Consider the following 15,246-nt stretch of genomic DNA (forward strand, 5'->3'; position numbering starts at 1 on the left):
ATGAATACAGCAACATCAGCTGTTACTGTTTTAGGGGCGGGGTCATATGGCACCGCCCTTGCTATTTGTTTAGCCCGAAATGGTCACAAAGTGACTTTATGGGGACGCAATAGTCAAGACGTTGCGACGCTTGCAGCTGAGCGAAAAAATCAACGTTACTTACCTGATATTCCTTTTCCTGACACCTTAACTCTTGAAGCTGATTTACAGCATGCAACAGCAGCTAGCGATATTGTTTTAGTTGTTGTGCCGAGTCATGCGTTTGCTGACACGTTAAAGCAAATTAAACCGGCTTTGCGCTCTGATGCAAAAATAGCGTGGGCTACTAAAGGACTTGAGCCTGATACTGGGCGTTTATTGCAAGAAGTGGCAGTGCAAGAACTCGGTGAAGAAGTGCCATTAGCGGTGCTTTCGGGGCCAACTTTTGCTAAAGAAATGGCGAAGGGTTCACCAACTGCCATTTCGGTGTCATCAACGTCATCAGCATTTGCGAAACAAATTGCCGATTTATTACATTGCGGTCGATCGTTTAGAGTGTACAACAATGACGACTTTATTGGCATACAGCTTGGTGGTGCGGTTAAAAACGTGATTGCTATTGGTGCAGGGATTTCTGATGGTGTCGGCTTTGGTGCAAATGCACGTACCGCGCTTATTACTCGTGGTTTAGCAGAGTTATCGCGTTTGGGTTGTGCCCTAGGTGCGAAACCAGAGACCTTTATGGGGATGGCTGGTTTAGGCGATTTAATTCTAACCTGTACCGATAATCAGTCGCGCAACCGCCGTTTTGGTTTAGCCTTAGGTCAAGGTGAAAGTGTTGATGATGCGATTGCATCAATCGGCCAAGTAGTTGAAGGCTTCAGAAATACCAAAGAAGTGTATTTACTTGCGCAGCGTGCGGGCGTTGAAATGCCAATCACTGAGCAAATATACAAAGTGCTTTATGAGAATAAAGGCATGAAAGCAGCTGCTATGGCATTACTTGGTAGAGAACAAACTTCTGAGTAATAACACCAAATTTATTAAAATCAATTATTGCCTACCTTAAGTGTTATTCATAGTGAGCAACCTTAAGGTATTGGCAAATGTGCTAATCTTAAGGTTGCTTTAATAAAGCTATTACGACATATACGCTTAATTAGAGTAGTTTGTCATTATTTGATTGACGTTTATTTTGGCTAAACCTTTATTATAAATTTGTTGCCATTTTTGTCCTTCTGCATCGTTTCTAAACGCAATATATAGTTTTTTCTCTTCAAGTAAATTTGCGTTCATCGCAACTTTACTTGCAAGGCTGGTAAGGGATTTATCTGTGCTCAGTAAGTACTTTAATGCATTAGCATCAATAACTGCTGCGCCTATTTATGGCCAACCACACTACATAGACTCAATCTTACCTCCAGATCAAACATGCAGCTGTAAACTTAACCTTTAAATGTCACTAGATCTTGAATAAATACAACTTTCAACAGTCTACTTGTCCCAGTTTTAGGTTACGTTTTAAAAACACTGGCAGAATCTTTTAATTGTGCCGCTAGCTCTTGCATATCCCGAGAGTAAGTTTGAACTTGTTCAATTTTAGCCATACTACTTTGTCCAGCCGATACCACTTCATTAATATTTTTACTTAAGTCCTCAGCAACGGTGCTTTGCTCGGTAACTGCACTTGAAATATGGCTCGACATTTGGGTAATTGATCCAATTGCGTCAGAAATATTTGCAATCAGCTCGCTCGCTGCAGTTGCGGCACTCATACTGTCTTGACTCATATTTTTACTAAGTTGCATGACATTTACTGCAGATTGAGAGCCTTTTTGCAAATTTTCAATGGTAGTATGGATCTCCGCTGTGCTTTTTTGTGTTCTACTTGCTAAAGAACGTACTTCATCAGCAACTACGGCAAACCCTCGCCCTTGCTCACCTGCTCGAGCTGCTTCAATAGCGGCGTTTAATGCCAGTAGGTTTGTTTGTTCTGCGATAGCCTGAATAACGTCAAGTACTGATACAATATCCTGAACAGATTCTTCTAAAGTACCTATTACTCTAGATGATTCATCAAGTTGACCGACTAAACTTTCAATAGAGTTAATAGAGTTTAAAAAAGCTTCATGAACTTTTTGTGCATCAATATTTGCAGTTTCTGCAGAGTTCAAAGTATGCTTTGCATTATTTTCTATTTCGGTTGCAGAGGAAGCCATTTGTGTAATGGCTGTCGCTATTTGGTCTGTTTCTACCTGTTGTGTGGATAAATAGTGCACGCCTTCTGCGCTTAGTGATGAGATATTACCTGCAACACTAAGCGAATCATCTACCGACAATTTAAAACCATTTATAAGCGCTGCAATTTTATGCTCAAACTTATTAAAAGAGGCTGCCAGTTGACCTATTTCGTCATCGCATCTAACAACGATTTCTTGTGTTAGGTCGCCATCACCACTGGCTATCATTGCCATTTTTTCTGCTACCTCAGATAGAGGCTGCGCAACTAGTTTTTTAAAAATATAAACTAAAACAGCTCCCAAAATACTGGCAAGCAACAGCATCTCAATGACTAAAAATATCGCCAATTCAGTTAATACTTTATCAATATGACTGTATTCAACGTAAAGACTCACTGAGCCGACTTTATTAGGAGTACCTGAATCATCATAAATAAGTTCACTTTGTATAACAGACTGTGTTTTTACACCGTCTGTTTCTGCAAAAACTTGCTCATTAGTATCATAAATTGTTATTTTAGAAATATTATCAGAAGCTACTTCAGCTTTTATTAACTTATTTGCGAGCTCGTCTTGAAAGTTCCACATTGCATTGGGTAACGATAAACCAATACGTTCCTTAGCTAGGCTAATCTCAGTATCAAGTTTTTGCTTTAGTTGCTTACTTTGGGTGGTATAATCATAAATTCCAAAGCACAACAGCACCAATATCATAGCGCTCAACGTGGTAACTACAAGCCTAAATAAAATTGAACGGGTCAAAGGATGTCCTTACTTTAAGTAGTTTGACATTATTGCATTAACATCTATCTTCTCTAACCCTGAGTTGTAGATTTGCTGCCATTTTTTTCCTTCGGCATCGTTTCTAAATGCAATATAAAGGCTTTTATCTTCAAGTAATGTTTCATTCATTGATACTTTACTTTTCATGCTTGCCAGTGATTTATCAGTACTTAGTAAATAATTAAGCACATTGGCATCAATAACTGCTGCATCAATTCTACCAGCTGCAACTTTTTTGATATTTAGTACATCGGAGGGGACTGCATCACCCTTTATCGAACCCGCGGCAATCATATCGTCAAGCTCTTTAGTATTTACATAATCTTGCACCACACCTATACGCTTACCAGCTAAATCACTGGTAGTAGAGAAAGTGATAGGTTTTACATTGTTTTGTACTAACCCAAGTGGACCTGTACCTGTTGGATTTGAAAATACAAAATCAGACGTGTCATGCATATACTCAGGAAAATAACCAACATACTTTGAATTTGCTTGAGCTGCAGAATTAACTGCGCGAGACCATGGGAAAAAGTCTACAACAAGCTCATGCCCTTCAGCTTTAAATGCGGCTTTCGCTACAGCAACAGATGCACCTTGTTGATCAAGTGATTTATCAGCATAAGGCGGCCAAGCTAATGACGTTAAGTAAACGGTATCGGCACAGACTAAGTTTGAAAAACCTAATAATATTAATAGTAATAATGTTTTCATAGCGTAACCTTAAAAGTTAAATGTTCTTGATACTGAAAGAAGTATAGTCGAGTCACCATAGGTGTCTAAGTCTGTGTCTTCATAGCTGGCCGATAAGTTCCAGTCGTTGATAGTGTAATTAGCACCAACACGCCAATGAATATAGTTATCATCATCAGCTTCCCACTGCCATTTGTCGTCATCATGGCTGAGTGAGTAGTCGGCACCTATATCAATCGAAAAAGCATCATTAATGGGAAAGTTGTGCGTGATCATTACAATGCTGTGGCCAGCACCCGTACCAAAGTAATCCCATGCATGCCAGAAGTTTAGATTAGTATTACCATAATTGAACTTAGCGTACGCTTCAGCATAGTTATAGTCTGAGCTAAAGTCCTCGCCATGGTAGGTGTATTGAGCTATGCCTACGTCAAGGTTTATAGAATCGTTTAGACTAGTAAAATAACCTAAATAACCGTCTGCTTCTATGTCTGTACCTTCTCCAAAGTCGACATTTGAACCCCAAACACCAGCATAAAAACCAGTGTCTCCAGCCCAGTCAAAACTAGCCTGTAGGGCGGGGTCCTCTTGAGTTTGGCTAACACCATTGAATAAATAATCAGAAACAACAGTTACTGTTGCCGAAGTTGCCGCAAGTGATGAAGTTGAGCAAAGTAGGAATGAGCTAAGTAATAATTTTTTCATAATTTAACGTTTTAAAAAGGAATATTATTATTAGCTTAGTACAAGTTTATAGATTTTGAAAAATAGTCAGTGATAAGGGTCTGTTGACCTTTGTGGATTAAAATTTGTTCAAACTAGGAGCGGTTTAATCGCGGCGCGAGGTTTGTAACCTAGTGGGCTCGATAACTGCTCCTGCGTTATTCTACTGGCTTACATCCATGTAAGAATGAGCAAAAACCGAGCAAAAAAGAGTAAATCGTCCCTAGGCAGAACCCTTTGGGCAGCGCCTGTTTGTTATTGATGCTGCGTTATCGCCTATTTGTGGGGAATACCACACCACCTAGGCTCTGCCTTGCCTAAATACCAAGCAGAATGCTGAAAATTCAACCTTGAAAGGTCAACAGATCCTAATACTTAGTGGCGCTTAAAGTTACTAAATTTAAACGCCAGTTTAATTTATTGGGCGTTAGGAAAACCAAGTTGGCGCCAAGATTCATACACAAACACAGCTACTGCATTAGATAGGTTCATACTGCGACTATCGGCTTGCATAGGAATACGAACACGTTGCTCATTGGGTAATGCTTGGATCATTTCATCAGGCAAACCTCGAGTCTCAGGACCAAATACCAAACAGTCACCCGCTTCATACTGTGCTTGGTGATGAAATTGACTACCTTTAGTAGTGCACGCATACACTTTTTTAGGCTGGCACTTTTCTAAGTAAGCTTCAAATGAAGCATGGCGTTGCACATGGCTAAATTCGTGATAATCAAGGCCAGCGCGTTTTACACGTTTGTCATCCCACTCAAACCCCAATGGTTCAATTAAATGAAGTGCAAAGCCTGTATTGGCACATAAACGAATGATATTCCCGGTGTTAGGCGGAATTTCAGGTTGGTATAAAACAATATCCAGCACAATAAGCCCTATAAAATCTTTAATTTGACGAGCTCAGTATACACGAACAATGAATAAAAAATGATATACTGAAAACATTAAATACAGCTTACAGCGGAAAGATACGTGCATAATCGCAGTTATGAATTTTGGGTTAAAGCCTCTAGCATAGTGACCATGGTTATGGTCAGCCTAATGATTGCGACCAAGGCATGGGCGTGGCTAGCGTCGGGTTCTGCGTCAATGCTTGGCTCATTAACCGACTCATTAATGGATATCACAGCAACGTTAATGAGCTTTTTGGTTTTATCGTACGCGCTGCGTCCTGCGGATGACGACCACCGATTTGGCCACGGTAAAGCAGAGGCGCTTGCAGGGTTAGGGCAGGCCGCTTTTATTGCAGGCTCGGGTTGTTTATTGGCGTTTCATGGTATTGAGCGTCTCATTAACCCCATAGAGCTGACGCATTCATTATTAGGTGTATGGGTGAGTATTTTTGCCATAGTGTGTACATTAGTGATTGTGTATGTGCAAAATAAAGTCGTAAAGCATACAGAATCAATCGCTATAAAAGCAGATTCTGTGCACTACAAAGGCGATTTAATTTTAAATGCAGCGGTGCTACTTGCTATTTTACTTGCTTATTATGGGGTGCTGTATGCTGATCCGTTATTTGCCATAGGTGTGGCAGGATATTTACTTTATAACAGCTGGGATATAGCAACCGAGAGTGCCTCACACTTAATGGATAAAGAGCTACCCGATGAAGAAAAGCAAAGTATTTTTGAAATAGCCCGTAATCATAATGACGTTTATGGGGTGCACGGTATTCGTACTCGACAAGGTGGTAAAGTTAAATTTATTCAGCTGCATTTAGAGCTTGATGACAATTTACCACTTATTCGTGCCCATAAAGTATCAGACGAAGTGGAAGCCATGATCACTCAGCAGTTTGAATCACAAGTGGATATATTGATTCATCTAGATCCGCTCTCACTTAGTCGTTAACCTAATCTGAACTCTGCTTGAGATAGATTTATTATCTATAATTGAGGTTAATTTACAGACTCGCAAAATTTATACAGGCTAGTTAGCAGTGATTGGCGGATATCATCACGTTCAAAAAACAGCTCGTGCTTAGCTCCTTTAAACTGCTTGATTAGGGTATTTTTATGCCTACTTGCGAGCTTATGTTGGGCTTGATTATCAACCACTTCATCATTTTCTGCGCTGGCTATAAATAGTGGGGTGGTTATAGATAGCTTATCGAGTGCTTTAATGAACGAAAAAACGGTATGCAGCCAACCATAAGTCACACCACCTAATTGTAATAGTGGGGTTTGCTGATAAGTTGCCCTAAATTGCTCGTAACGTATTTGACTACTGGTTAAAGTATTAAGCGCAAACTCTTCAGCTGAATAATCGCTTTGCCCTAGTGCATAACATCCTGAGAAACCTAATAATGACGCACTCGCAGCGATAAACTGTGCAATTGGTTTGGGTATTCCTTTGGTATAAATATCAAACATGGGCGCCGATAAAAACGCTCCACTAAAATCATGTGAATAGCGTGCTAAGTAATCAAACGCAATGGCGCCGCCCATTGAATGGCTAAGTAGTAGTTTTTTACCTTGCCAGTGCTGCTGCACCACTTTTTCATTAAACTGGTTAAGATCGTGACTGTAATCTTCAAATTGTTTTACGTAACCTTTGTGGGGGTTTTTTAATAACCGATAAGAGCGACCTTGGCCTTGGTGATCAACAATAAACACAGCAAAATTATTACAATAAAGCTCCCAAAGTAGCTCTTTGTATTTATCGAGTCCTTCAATACGCCCTGAACTAATAACAATGGCTGTATGAGCATTTTTAGGCTTGGCATAAGCATAAAATAATTCCCCAGCTGCTGTGTTTAAATACGCTTTTTTAAGCGTATTAGTATAAAACTCAGTAATTGCAGACAGGTTATTTTCAAGCTCGCTTTCAGTGCTATAAAACATGGTCTCTCTTTTGTATTGGTAAGCTTACTTCAACGCATAATCCGCCAGCGTCTTTGTTTGATAAAACTAAATTTCCGCCATGCGCTATTACCGCATTTTTTGCAATGGCTAACCCTAACCCTGTCCCCCCACTGTGGCGGTCGCGGGCATCTGATTGCCTAAAAAACGGTTCACACAACTTATCGAGTTGCGCTTTAGGTACGCCTAGGCCGTCATCACATATTTGTATGTATATGGTATCACTGTGTTTTAAGCTAATACTAATAGTATGTTGTGCATATTTAATGGCGTTGCGCAGAATGTTCTCTAAGGCACTGGCAATCAACATTTCGTCGCACTCTATATTTACTTCAACATTACCATGTACAATTAAGGTTTTATTGTGCTGTTTTGCTTCAAACTGAGCATCGTTTATTACATGGTCAACAATCACTTGCAGCGACTGTGTTTGCAGCGATAAAGGTTGGCTATTGGCTTCTAAGCGCGATATCTGCAATACATCGGCTATCATTTTATCCAGTTGGTTAGCTTCTTTTTCAATACGCAACAAATAAGATTGATTTGCCTCACTTGCCTGCATTTGTGCAAGTCCTGTAGCCATTTTTAAACGGGTTAGCGGGGAGCGTAATTCATGGGATATATCGGCTAATAAACGTTTTTGAGCGCTAAGCAGTTGCTCTAGTTGATCGGCCATCCGGTTAAAGTCGCGCCCTAAAACTCCAAGTTCATCTTTTCGCTGACTATTTATTGTTGCACGCGCACTTAAATCGCCGTTTGAGAGCCTGATAGCGGCTTGTTTTAAGCTATTTATAGGGGCAATTAAGTTACGGCTAAATAAAAAGCTAAGCGTAAGCGAGGCAATAATTGCCATGGTAATTTTTAACCAAACGGGTAATAATCTTAAGCGAATAAAGAGCGGTCGCTGCTGATTGATATCGATTTCATATAACTCAAATTCTCCTTCAGGAACCCGAATGCGCACAGGGCCAAAAGCTTGGTAATATTCAGTAAAAATAACCTGTGGTGGCATGCCCTTACTAAAGTTAAGTAAGCTTAAATCAATATTGTTCTCAACATTTTTACTGATCAACACTTCATCGCTATTTTGTGAATTTAAATAAAGCAACTTACGTTTCGTTAAACGCGGATGAGTAATAATGTCATTAATAGAGCGCTTGTGTTTATGTGCGCTACGCTCGATACCTCGTGCCAAATATTCTAGATTTTTTTGCATCGGCCCTTGTAGTGGATCATGGCTAATGGCGTTTATTAGTGAAATATTACTCAAGAAAAAGAGCGCTGTAAAAGTGCCAATAATGGTCAGCCAAAACCACGTAAACACTTTAAAAAACAGATAATGTCGTGGGTGGCGTAGCCAACTAAAGCGCAGAGCTTTATTCTCCTTGGATGAAGACATATCCCGCTCCTCTCATTGTTTTAATTTTATCGCCCTCAATATGCTCGGCTATTTTTTTACGAATATTACTCACATGCATATCTATAGAGCGGTCAAAAGATGCTAAGCGTCTGCCTAATACATCTTCGCTTATTTGCTCTTTGCTAATTACATCAGGCGCGTGTTTTATCAATAAAGCGAGTATTTCGTATTCGGTGCCCGTTAATGTGAGGGGGATGTTATTAATACTGGCCTCTCGCGCAGCAAAATTAATAGTAATACCATTTAAAGAGAGCTTTTTATTAGTGTTATTACTTACACTATTAATATGTTCAATGCGGCGAGTAATTGCTTTTACGCGGGCTAGTAGTTCTCTGTGATTAAAAGGCTTTGGTATGTAGTCGTCAGCGCCGAGTTCTAAACCAAAAATACGGTCAAAGTCTTCTCCTTTAGCGGTCAGCATAATCACCGGTGTTAATTTACTTTGCCTGAGTTGTTTCAGTACTTCAAAGCCATCTATAGAGGGCAACATGACGTCTAGTAATATAAGCGCGTAATCGTTTTGCAAGGCAAGCTCTAAGCCTTGTTGACCATCATGTGCGGTTTGAATGCTAAAGCCTTGTGCACTTAGGTATTCGCTTAATAATTCGCATAAACCGGTGTCATCATCAATCATTAATAGTTTCATATATAAAGCCTTACGCGCTGTTTATGGTTTTATTTTACGCGTTTAATGTATCAATAGTTAGTCTTTACATAACCTTTACACTGCTTTGCGTTACTTTGCATTGAGCCGGTTATAGTGAACACACTGGTTAGCAGCCAACAACCAACTCAATATAAAGGTGATGATTATGACTAAAGTAAACACGTTATCAAAATTAGTACTCATTTGCGGTTTAACAGCGGTAACGCTCACTACGGGCAGCGTATTTGCAAAAGGCGATGGCTATAAACAAGGTCACTCTCAGGCGCGCTTTTTACTCTCTGAGCGAGCAGCAGATAAGCTGGCACTTACGCAAGAGCAACAAACACAACTAAAAGCGATTTTTACAGCGCAAAAAACGCAAATTAAAGCGCTAAGAAGCCAAGACAAAGACGTGCGCCAGGCACAGCGCCAAGCCTATAAAGAACAAATGGACGCGTTATTGTCAGCGCCAAATTTTGACGAAAATGCAGCGAAAGAGTTATTAACTGCACGCCAAGATAAGAAACAGCAATTGGGGTTAATTAAATTAAAAACCCAGCATCAAGTAATGCAACTACTTAACGCTGAGCAAAAAGAGAAGTTAGCTAAAATTCAGCAGCGAATGACCAAAAAGCACCGCAAACATAAAGCATAGCGTTTTAACACAAAGCAAAAAGCCAGCTAAATGCTGGCTTTTTTATATTACACGAGTGATTATTTAAAAAAGTCATCTTCATTTTTTGCCATCATTGCTTCAATGTCTTCAATCATGTCTTGATTGAATTCATCTGCAGAGGTGATGGGTGCTGAAATTTTATTATTTTCAAACGACCACTCTCCTAAGTCAATAAGTTGGCAACGCTTTGAGCAAAAAGGGCGGTGCGGACTTTGTGCTGACCATTCTACTTTTACTTTGCAGGTTGGGCAGTTAACCATAGTTGGCATAATTTACTCTCAAATTAATATAGGCTTGGCTGCTCAATTTATCGTTAAGCAACTAAGCATTTTATTTAAAAACTAGTAACGCGGTTTATCTCAGCCAGCGAGGTCACACCCTCTGCTGCTTTACGAATACCCGATAAACGTAAATTGTTATACCCTGCTTTAAGTGATACCTCAGCAATTTCTAGTGAGTTACCACCACGCATTATAATTTGCGCTATTTCGGGGGTGATTTTCATAACCTCGTAAATACCAACACGGCCTTTATAGCCCTCAGTACAGCTTTCACAGCCTTTAGGGGCATACAAAACCATATCCTGTATTTGTTGTTCACTAAAGCCTTGGCGAATAAGCTCTTCACGGGGTAACTGCTCTGGTGTTTTACATTTAGAGCATAATCGGCGCGCTAAACGTTGGGCGATTATTAAGCTAATTGAACTGGCCACATTATACGCGGGTACGCCCATGTTTAACAGACGAGTTATGGTTTCAGGTGCAGAGTTGGTATGTAGCGTTGATAGTACTAAGTGACCGGTTTGAGCCGCTTTAATTGATATTTCAGCGGTTTCTAAATCTCGTATCTCACCTACCATTACTACATCGGGATCTTGGCGTAAGAACGCTCGTAAAGCATTAGCAAAGGTCATGTCGGCTTTAATGTTTATTTGTACCTGATTAACCCCTTCGAGGTTAATTTCTACCGGATCTTCGGCGGTACTGATGTTACGCTCTGGCTGATTGAGTATATTTAAACCCGTATACAGGGAGACGGTTTTACCTGAGCCAGTTGGACCGGTAACTAAAATCATCCCTTGTGGTTGCTCTAATGCATCGAGGTAGAGTTTTTTCTGCTCAGGTTCATAACCTAATACATCAATACCTAACATGGCACTTGATGAATCGAGGATACGCATTACAATTTTTTCGCCCCATAAGGTAGGCATGGTACTAACACGAAAATCAATACTTTTACGTTCTGTCACTTTGAGTTTTATACGGCCATCTTGTGGCTTACGTTTTTCAGCGATATCAAGGCGCGACATAACTTTTATACGGGCAGATAGCTTACTGGCCAAGGTGTTTGGCGGGCTGGCTACCTCATGTAAAATTCCGTCGATGCGAAAGCGAATACGGTATTTATGTTCATAAGGTTCAAAGTGAAGATCCGAAGCGCCTTTTTTTATTGCGTCCATTAAAATTTTATTAATGTAGACAATAATAGGGGCGTCGTCTTTGTCATCGTCTTTTGGCGTATGGTCTTTTTGTGGCTCAGAATCTAGTTCAGCAAACTCTTTAAATTCATCCTCACTTAAATTTAAGCTACCTGCAGCATCCAGTAGTTGCTCAATTTTATTATCGAGTTGAATGTAGTCAACTACCACCACTTCACACGATAAACCGGTGCTAAATTCAAAGTTTTCAAAAGCGCCGTAATCGGTAGGATCTGAAGCGGCAATATATACTTTTCTGCCTTTTTGTACCAAAGGTAAAATATGATGCTTACGGATCAGCTTTTCTTTAACTAGCTCGGCAGGAATTTGTGCAACATTAAAATCTTTTAAATCAAAAAAAGGCACTCTAAACAAATCAATACATTGCTCAGCTAAATCTTTGCTATCTATTTTTCCGCATTTAGAAATAAGTTCTGCGGTTGACGCAAAGTCTTGCTGCCTGGCTTTTACGGTATCAGTATCGACACGGCCGAGGGTAATAAATTTTCTTAGTAACGGTGAGTTAATATTCATTGCGCACCTGATTTAATCCTTCTTTACTCAGCAATTTATCAGAAAAAAGAAAGGAATACATTAATCGTACCAATGCAGCAGATAATTTACCGATAAAAATATCAGTTTATTGCGCTGTGATTGGGTCAGTCACTCTATATTGTAGACTTTGCTAGCTGTAAATAATAATTATGTAGCTTAAGTAAGTCTTGTTTTACATCGTTTAAATCGCGGTTATTATTTAAAATATCATCCGCTTTTTGTTGTTTATGCTCACGAGACATCTGTGCGTCAATAATTTGTTTTGCTTGTTCAGAGCTAATATTGTCACGTTTTGTGGTGCGGGTAATTTGTATTTCTACGGGTACATCAATTAGCAAAGTACGATTACAGTAGCGATCAAGCTCATTTTCAAATAATAGCGGGGCAACTAAAACCACATAGTCGCTTTGCGCGTTTTTTAAATCAATAATAAGCTGAGTGCGTATTAAAGGATGCAACAGCGCATTGAGCCATGTTTTTTGCTCAGGGTTACTAAAAATACGTGCTCTTAGCTCGCTACGGTTTAATGCGCCATGTTCATCGAGTATGTCAGAGCCGAAATGTTTAATAATGGCCTTTAAACCATCAGTGTCAGGTTCAATCACTTGGCGAGCTACAATATCAGCATCAACAATAGTAGTGCCTAGCTCTGCCAACATATCGCTAGCTGCGGTTTTACCACAGCCAATCCCGCCGGTTAGGCCCAGCACCCAGTTATTTTTATGGTGTTGTGTATTACTCATAGTTAGTAACCAATAAAATTAAAATAGCTGTTTTGTAGTTGTGTACCCCACAGCATAGTTATCCAACCGGCTATTGCTAAATAAGGACCAAAAGGAATAGGCGTTGCTTTGTCTTTACCTTGAATACTCAGCAGGGCAATGCCTATTACTGCGCCTACCACGCTTGAGAGTAAAATAATGATCAATAACGATTGCCAACCCAGCAGTGCGCCAAATACAGCCAGTAATTTAAAGTCGCCATAACCCATACCTTCTTTGCCGGTTATTAACTTAAACAGCCAAAATACGCTCCATAAGCTTAAGTAACCACATGCTGCACCAATAATGGCATCGCTAGGGGCTATGGTATAACCCAATACTGAGGCGATTAACGCCAGCCATAAAAGCGGCAAAGTAAGCTGATCTGGCAGTAGCATGTGATCAATATCAATAAAAGTCAGTGCTACCAATGCCCAAGTCACTACAATGTACAATAAAGCCTGCTCAGTTGCGCCAAAAGTGTAAGCAACAACTAGGCTTAAAATAGCGGTAATGGCTTCAATGATTGGGTAACGCACTGAAATTGGGTTATCACAGGTTGCGCATTTACCTTTTAAAAATAACCAACTAAATATAGGAATGTTTTGCCATGGTTTAATGGCTGCTTTGCACTTAGGACAACATGAGTTGGGCTTAACTAAATTAAACGTGTCAGTATTTTGTGAGGTGGTCTGTTCAGTCTTTGGGCTGGTTAGTTCATCGGCTAATAATAGGCGGCACTCAGTTTGCCATTCTTTTTGCATCATTACTGGCAAGCGATATATCACCACATTTAAAAAGCTGCCGATACATAAACTCACTAGGCCAACCGTGGTCAAATAAAACCATAAGTTAGCTTGCATCGCGTTGCTGATATCAATAAAAAGACTTTGCATTTATTTTACCTAAAGCTAAATTCTGTGTTGATAATACAGTGGTTTTATATAAGTGCAAAATTAGGTTCAAGCAACGGGCAACGAGATGTGGGGAATCACCGCGTTTTAATTGTTCTGTAGGCGGGGCTTTATGCCGCGTAAGGTCATTATTCACAAAGAGGTTAAGAGACGCTTCGCTTTTAGAGGTTGTTAAGGTTACGGGTAACGGGCGGCGAGCCTCGAATTCCGCGACTAAAACCTGTCTACACAACTGAGCCTAGTTGGAAAATAGGTAAATACATGGCCACAATTAAGCCGCCAACTAATACGCCTAACACCGCCATAATTAATGGCTCAAGTAAGCTAGATAGGCCATCTACTGCGTCATCCACTTCTTGCTCGTAAATAGTGGCGACTTTAGCTAGCATACCATCAAGCGATCCTGATTCTTCACCAATGGCAACCATTTGTATTACCATATCGGGGAATATTTTAGAGTTACGCATCGCCCAGTTCATTTGATTGCCTGAGCTTACCTCGGCTTTTATTTCTAAAATAGCATACCGGTAAACTGCGTTACCTGAGGCACCTGCTGCAGAATCCAAAGCATCCACCAATGGTACACCCGCAGCAAAAGTGGTCGATAAAGTCCGCGCATAACGTGCCACGGCCGCTTTATTTAAAATCATGCCGACAACCGGAAGCTTCAGTATGGCGCGATCGGTGGCATCACGCAACTTTAAGCTTCTTAAGTGTGCCTCTTTGAATATATAACCAAAAGCCACAACGCCAATAAGGGCTATCCACCAGTACTCTTGCATAAATTCAGAAATAGCAATTACAAATAAAGTAAAAGCGGGGAGCTCTGCACCAAAGCCGGAAAATATCTCTTGAAACTGTGGTACTACAAATATTAGCAATATTGAGGTAACAATGAATGCCACAACCAAAACGGCTGCTGGATAAAACATGGCTTTTTTAATTTTTGATTTAAGTGCCTCAGATTTTTCTTTATAAAGGGCAACGCGATCAAATATTTTATCCAAAGAGCCCGACTGCTCACCTGATGCCACTAAATCACAATATAAATCATCAAAATAGCGAGGGTGCTTTCTAAGTGCCATTGATAGCGGTTGACCGGCTTTGACTTCATCACCAATTATATTCATTAGTTTGGCAATACTTTTATTAGTGGAGCCTGAGCCTATCATTTCAATGGATTGAATTAGCGGCACACCCGCCATCAGCATGGTGGCTATCTGCCTTGTCACTAACGCAATGTCTTTTGGGGTAATTTTTTGCACACTCTTCAGGCCAAATAAAGGCTTGGCTTTACGTTTTACTTTTGAGGGGGTAATGCCTTGTTTGCGTAATTGTGCTTTGACTAATGCAATGCTAGATCCCGTAAGCTCACCTTCAAGTTTCTTGCCTCGAGTACTTACACCTGTCCATTTGAAGGAATCTAAACTTTTTTCTTCTTGCTTTTTTGCCATGAACTTGCACTCTTGGGTAAATAAAAAAGTAGCTAAATGCTACTTT

The 15,246-nt window shown here is 40.1% G+C and carries 15 protein-coding genes; 3 read left to right on the top strand and 12 right to left on the bottom strand.

Annotated features, from left to right (window positions below):
- On the top strand, positions 1–1,008 hold the full coding sequence (gene gpsA, locus ACZ5WS_RS05615; protein WP_138609615.1) for an NAD(P)H-dependent glycerol-3-phosphate dehydrogenase: 1,008 nt from the start codon (positions 1–3) through the stop codon (positions 1,006–1,008).
- A gap of 485 nt (positions 1,009–1,493) precedes the next feature.
- On the opposite strand, the gene ACZ5WS_RS05620 is transcribed toward gpsA, so the two are convergent.
- The 4 genes from ACZ5WS_RS05620 to trmL form a co-directional block, all read right to left on the bottom strand.
- Positions 1,494–2,981, bottom strand: a complete 1,488-nt coding sequence (locus ACZ5WS_RS05620) for a methyl-accepting chemotaxis protein (RefSeq protein WP_464711072.1) — start codon at positions 2,979–2,981, stop codon at positions 1,494–1,496.
- A gap of 9 nt (positions 2,982–2,990) precedes the next feature.
- Positions 2,991–3,716, bottom strand: coding sequence for a substrate-binding periplasmic protein (locus tag ACZ5WS_RS05625; RefSeq protein ID WP_138609611.1), 726 nt, complete (start codon positions 3,714–3,716; stop codon positions 2,991–2,993).
- A gap of 9 nt (positions 3,717–3,725) precedes the next feature.
- Positions 3,726–4,400 (bottom strand): TorF family putative porin, encoded by a 675-nt coding sequence (locus ACZ5WS_RS05630; RefSeq protein ID WP_138609609.1) that lies wholly within the window; start codon positions 4,398–4,400, stop codon positions 3,726–3,728.
- A 435-nt stretch (positions 4,401–4,835) separates the two neighbouring features.
- Complete coding sequence (trmL, locus tag ACZ5WS_RS05635; RefSeq protein ID WP_178956626.1) at positions 4,836–5,300, bottom strand: tRNA (uridine(34)/cytosine(34)/5-carboxymethylaminomethyluridine(34)-2'-O)-methyltransferase TrmL; 465 nt, start codon at positions 5,298–5,300, stop codon at positions 4,836–4,838.
- Between the two features lie 105 nt (positions 5,301–5,405).
- Here trmL and ACZ5WS_RS05640 point away from each other — a divergent pair, with 105 nt between their 5' ends.
- On the top strand, positions 5,406–6,287 hold the full coding sequence (locus tag ACZ5WS_RS05640) for a cation diffusion facilitator family transporter (protein WP_464711073.1): 882 nt from the start codon (positions 5,406–5,408) through the stop codon (positions 6,285–6,287).
- Positions 6,288–6,334: 47 nt separating this feature from the next.
- Here the strand turns inward: ACZ5WS_RS05640 and ACZ5WS_RS05645 are convergent, their stop codons facing one another.
- Genes ACZ5WS_RS05645 through ACZ5WS_RS05655 form a run of 3 tightly spaced genes read right to left on the bottom strand, consistent with a single transcriptional unit; the run spans position 6,335 to position 9,363 of the window.
- Entirely contained in the window at positions 6,335–7,279 is a 945-nt protein-coding gene (locus tag ACZ5WS_RS05645; RefSeq protein WP_178956625.1) for an alpha/beta fold hydrolase, read from the bottom strand.
- On the bottom strand, positions 7,269–8,696 hold the full coding sequence (locus ACZ5WS_RS05650) for an ATP-binding protein (protein ID WP_464711074.1): 1,428 nt from the start codon (positions 8,694–8,696) through the stop codon (positions 7,269–7,271). Before ACZ5WS_RS05650 ends, ACZ5WS_RS05645 begins: the two co-directional genes overlap by 11 nt.
- Positions 8,674–9,363 carry a response regulator gene (locus tag ACZ5WS_RS05655; RefSeq protein ID WP_198523712.1) on the bottom strand — a complete coding sequence of 230 codons (690 nt, stop codon included), beginning with the start codon at positions 9,361–9,363 and terminating at the stop codon, positions 8,674–8,676. The genes ACZ5WS_RS05650 and ACZ5WS_RS05655 overlap by 23 nt, the downstream gene beginning before the upstream one ends.
- Before the next feature lie 166 nt (positions 9,364–9,529).
- Between ACZ5WS_RS05655 and ACZ5WS_RS05660 the strand changes: the two genes are divergently transcribed.
- Positions 9,530–10,018, top strand: a complete 489-nt coding sequence (locus tag ACZ5WS_RS05660) for a Spy/CpxP family protein refolding chaperone (protein WP_464711076.1) — start codon at positions 9,530–9,532, stop codon at positions 10,016–10,018.
- Positions 10,019–10,077: 59 nt separating this feature from the next.
- Here ACZ5WS_RS05660 and yacG read toward each other — a convergent pair whose 3' ends face one another.
- The 5 genes from yacG to ACZ5WS_RS05685 all read right to left on the bottom strand — a co-directional run bounded on the left by yacG (position 10,078) and on the right by ACZ5WS_RS05685 (position 15,200).
- The gene (gene yacG / locus ACZ5WS_RS05665; protein ID WP_054202591.1) at positions 10,078–10,308 is read right to left on the bottom strand and encodes a DNA gyrase inhibitor YacG; all 231 of its coding nucleotides are present in this window, start codon (positions 10,306–10,308) and stop codon (positions 10,078–10,080) included.
- Between the two features lie 65 nt (positions 10,309–10,373).
- Positions 10,374–12,050, bottom strand: a complete 1,677-nt coding sequence (pilB, locus tag ACZ5WS_RS05670; RefSeq protein ID WP_464711079.1) for a type IV-A pilus assembly ATPase PilB — start codon at positions 12,048–12,050, stop codon at positions 10,374–10,376.
- Positions 12,051–12,184: 134 nt separating this feature from the next.
- Positions 12,185–12,814 (bottom strand): dephospho-CoA kinase, encoded by a 630-nt coding sequence (gene coaE / locus ACZ5WS_RS05675; RefSeq protein WP_464711080.1) that lies wholly within the window; start codon positions 12,812–12,814, stop codon positions 12,185–12,187.
- A gap of 2 nt (positions 12,815–12,816) precedes the next feature.
- On the bottom strand, positions 12,817–13,728 hold the full coding sequence (locus tag ACZ5WS_RS05680; protein ID WP_464711082.1) for a prepilin peptidase: 912 nt from the start codon (positions 13,726–13,728) through the stop codon (positions 12,817–12,819).
- A 242-nt stretch (positions 13,729–13,970) separates the two neighbouring features.
- A complete protein-coding gene (locus ACZ5WS_RS05685) occupies positions 13,971–15,200 on the bottom strand; it encodes a type II secretion system F family protein (RefSeq protein WP_464711084.1) in 1,230 nt (409 codons plus the stop codon).
- Between the last annotated feature and the right edge of the window lie 46 nt (positions 15,201–15,246).

It is taken from the genome of Pseudoalteromonas sp. 11L1 (assembly GCF_055397545.1).

Bases quoted from the DNA above. Each gene is read 5' to 3' on its own strand.
- gpsA (WP_138609615.1), top strand. From the start codon at position 1: ATGAATACAGCAACATCAGCTGTTACTGTTTTAGGGGCGGGGTCATAT.
- ACZ5WS_RS05625 (WP_138609611.1), bottom strand. From the start codon at position 3,716: ATGAAAACATTATTACTATTAATATTATTAGGTTTTTCAAACTTAGTC.
- ACZ5WS_RS05630 (WP_138609609.1), bottom strand. From the start codon at position 4,400: ATGAAAAAATTATTACTTAGCTCATTCCTACTTTGCTCAACTTCATCA.
- ACZ5WS_RS05645 (WP_178956625.1), bottom strand. From the start codon at position 7,279: ATGTTTTATAGCACTGAAAGCGAGCTTGAAAATAACCTGTCTGCAATT.
- ACZ5WS_RS05650 (WP_464711074.1), bottom strand. From the start codon at position 8,696: ATGTCTTCATCCAAGGAGAATAAAGCTCTGCGCTTTAGTTGGCTACGC.
- ACZ5WS_RS05655 (WP_198523712.1), bottom strand. From the start codon at position 9,363: ATGAAACTATTAATGATTGATGATGACACCGGTTTATGCGAATTATTA.
- ACZ5WS_RS05660 (WP_464711076.1), top strand. From the start codon at position 9,530: ATGACTAAAGTAAACACGTTATCAAAATTAGTACTCATTTGCGGTTTA.
- yacG (WP_054202591.1), bottom strand. From the start codon at position 10,308: ATGCCAACTATGGTTAACTGCCCAACCTGCAAAGTAAAAGTAGAATGG.
- pilB (WP_464711079.1), bottom strand. From the start codon at position 12,050: ATGAATATTAACTCACCGTTACTAAGAAAATTTATTACCCTCGGCCGT.
- coaE (WP_464711080.1), bottom strand. From the start codon at position 12,814: ATGAGTAATACACAACACCATAAAAATAACTGGGTGCTGGGCCTAACC.
- ACZ5WS_RS05680 (WP_464711082.1), bottom strand. From the start codon at position 13,728: ATGCAAAGTCTTTTTATTGATATCAGCAACGCGATGCAAGCTAACTTA.
- ACZ5WS_RS05685 (WP_464711084.1), bottom strand. From the start codon at position 15,200: ATGGCAAAAAAGCAAGAAGAAAAAAGTTTAGATTCCTTCAAATGGACA.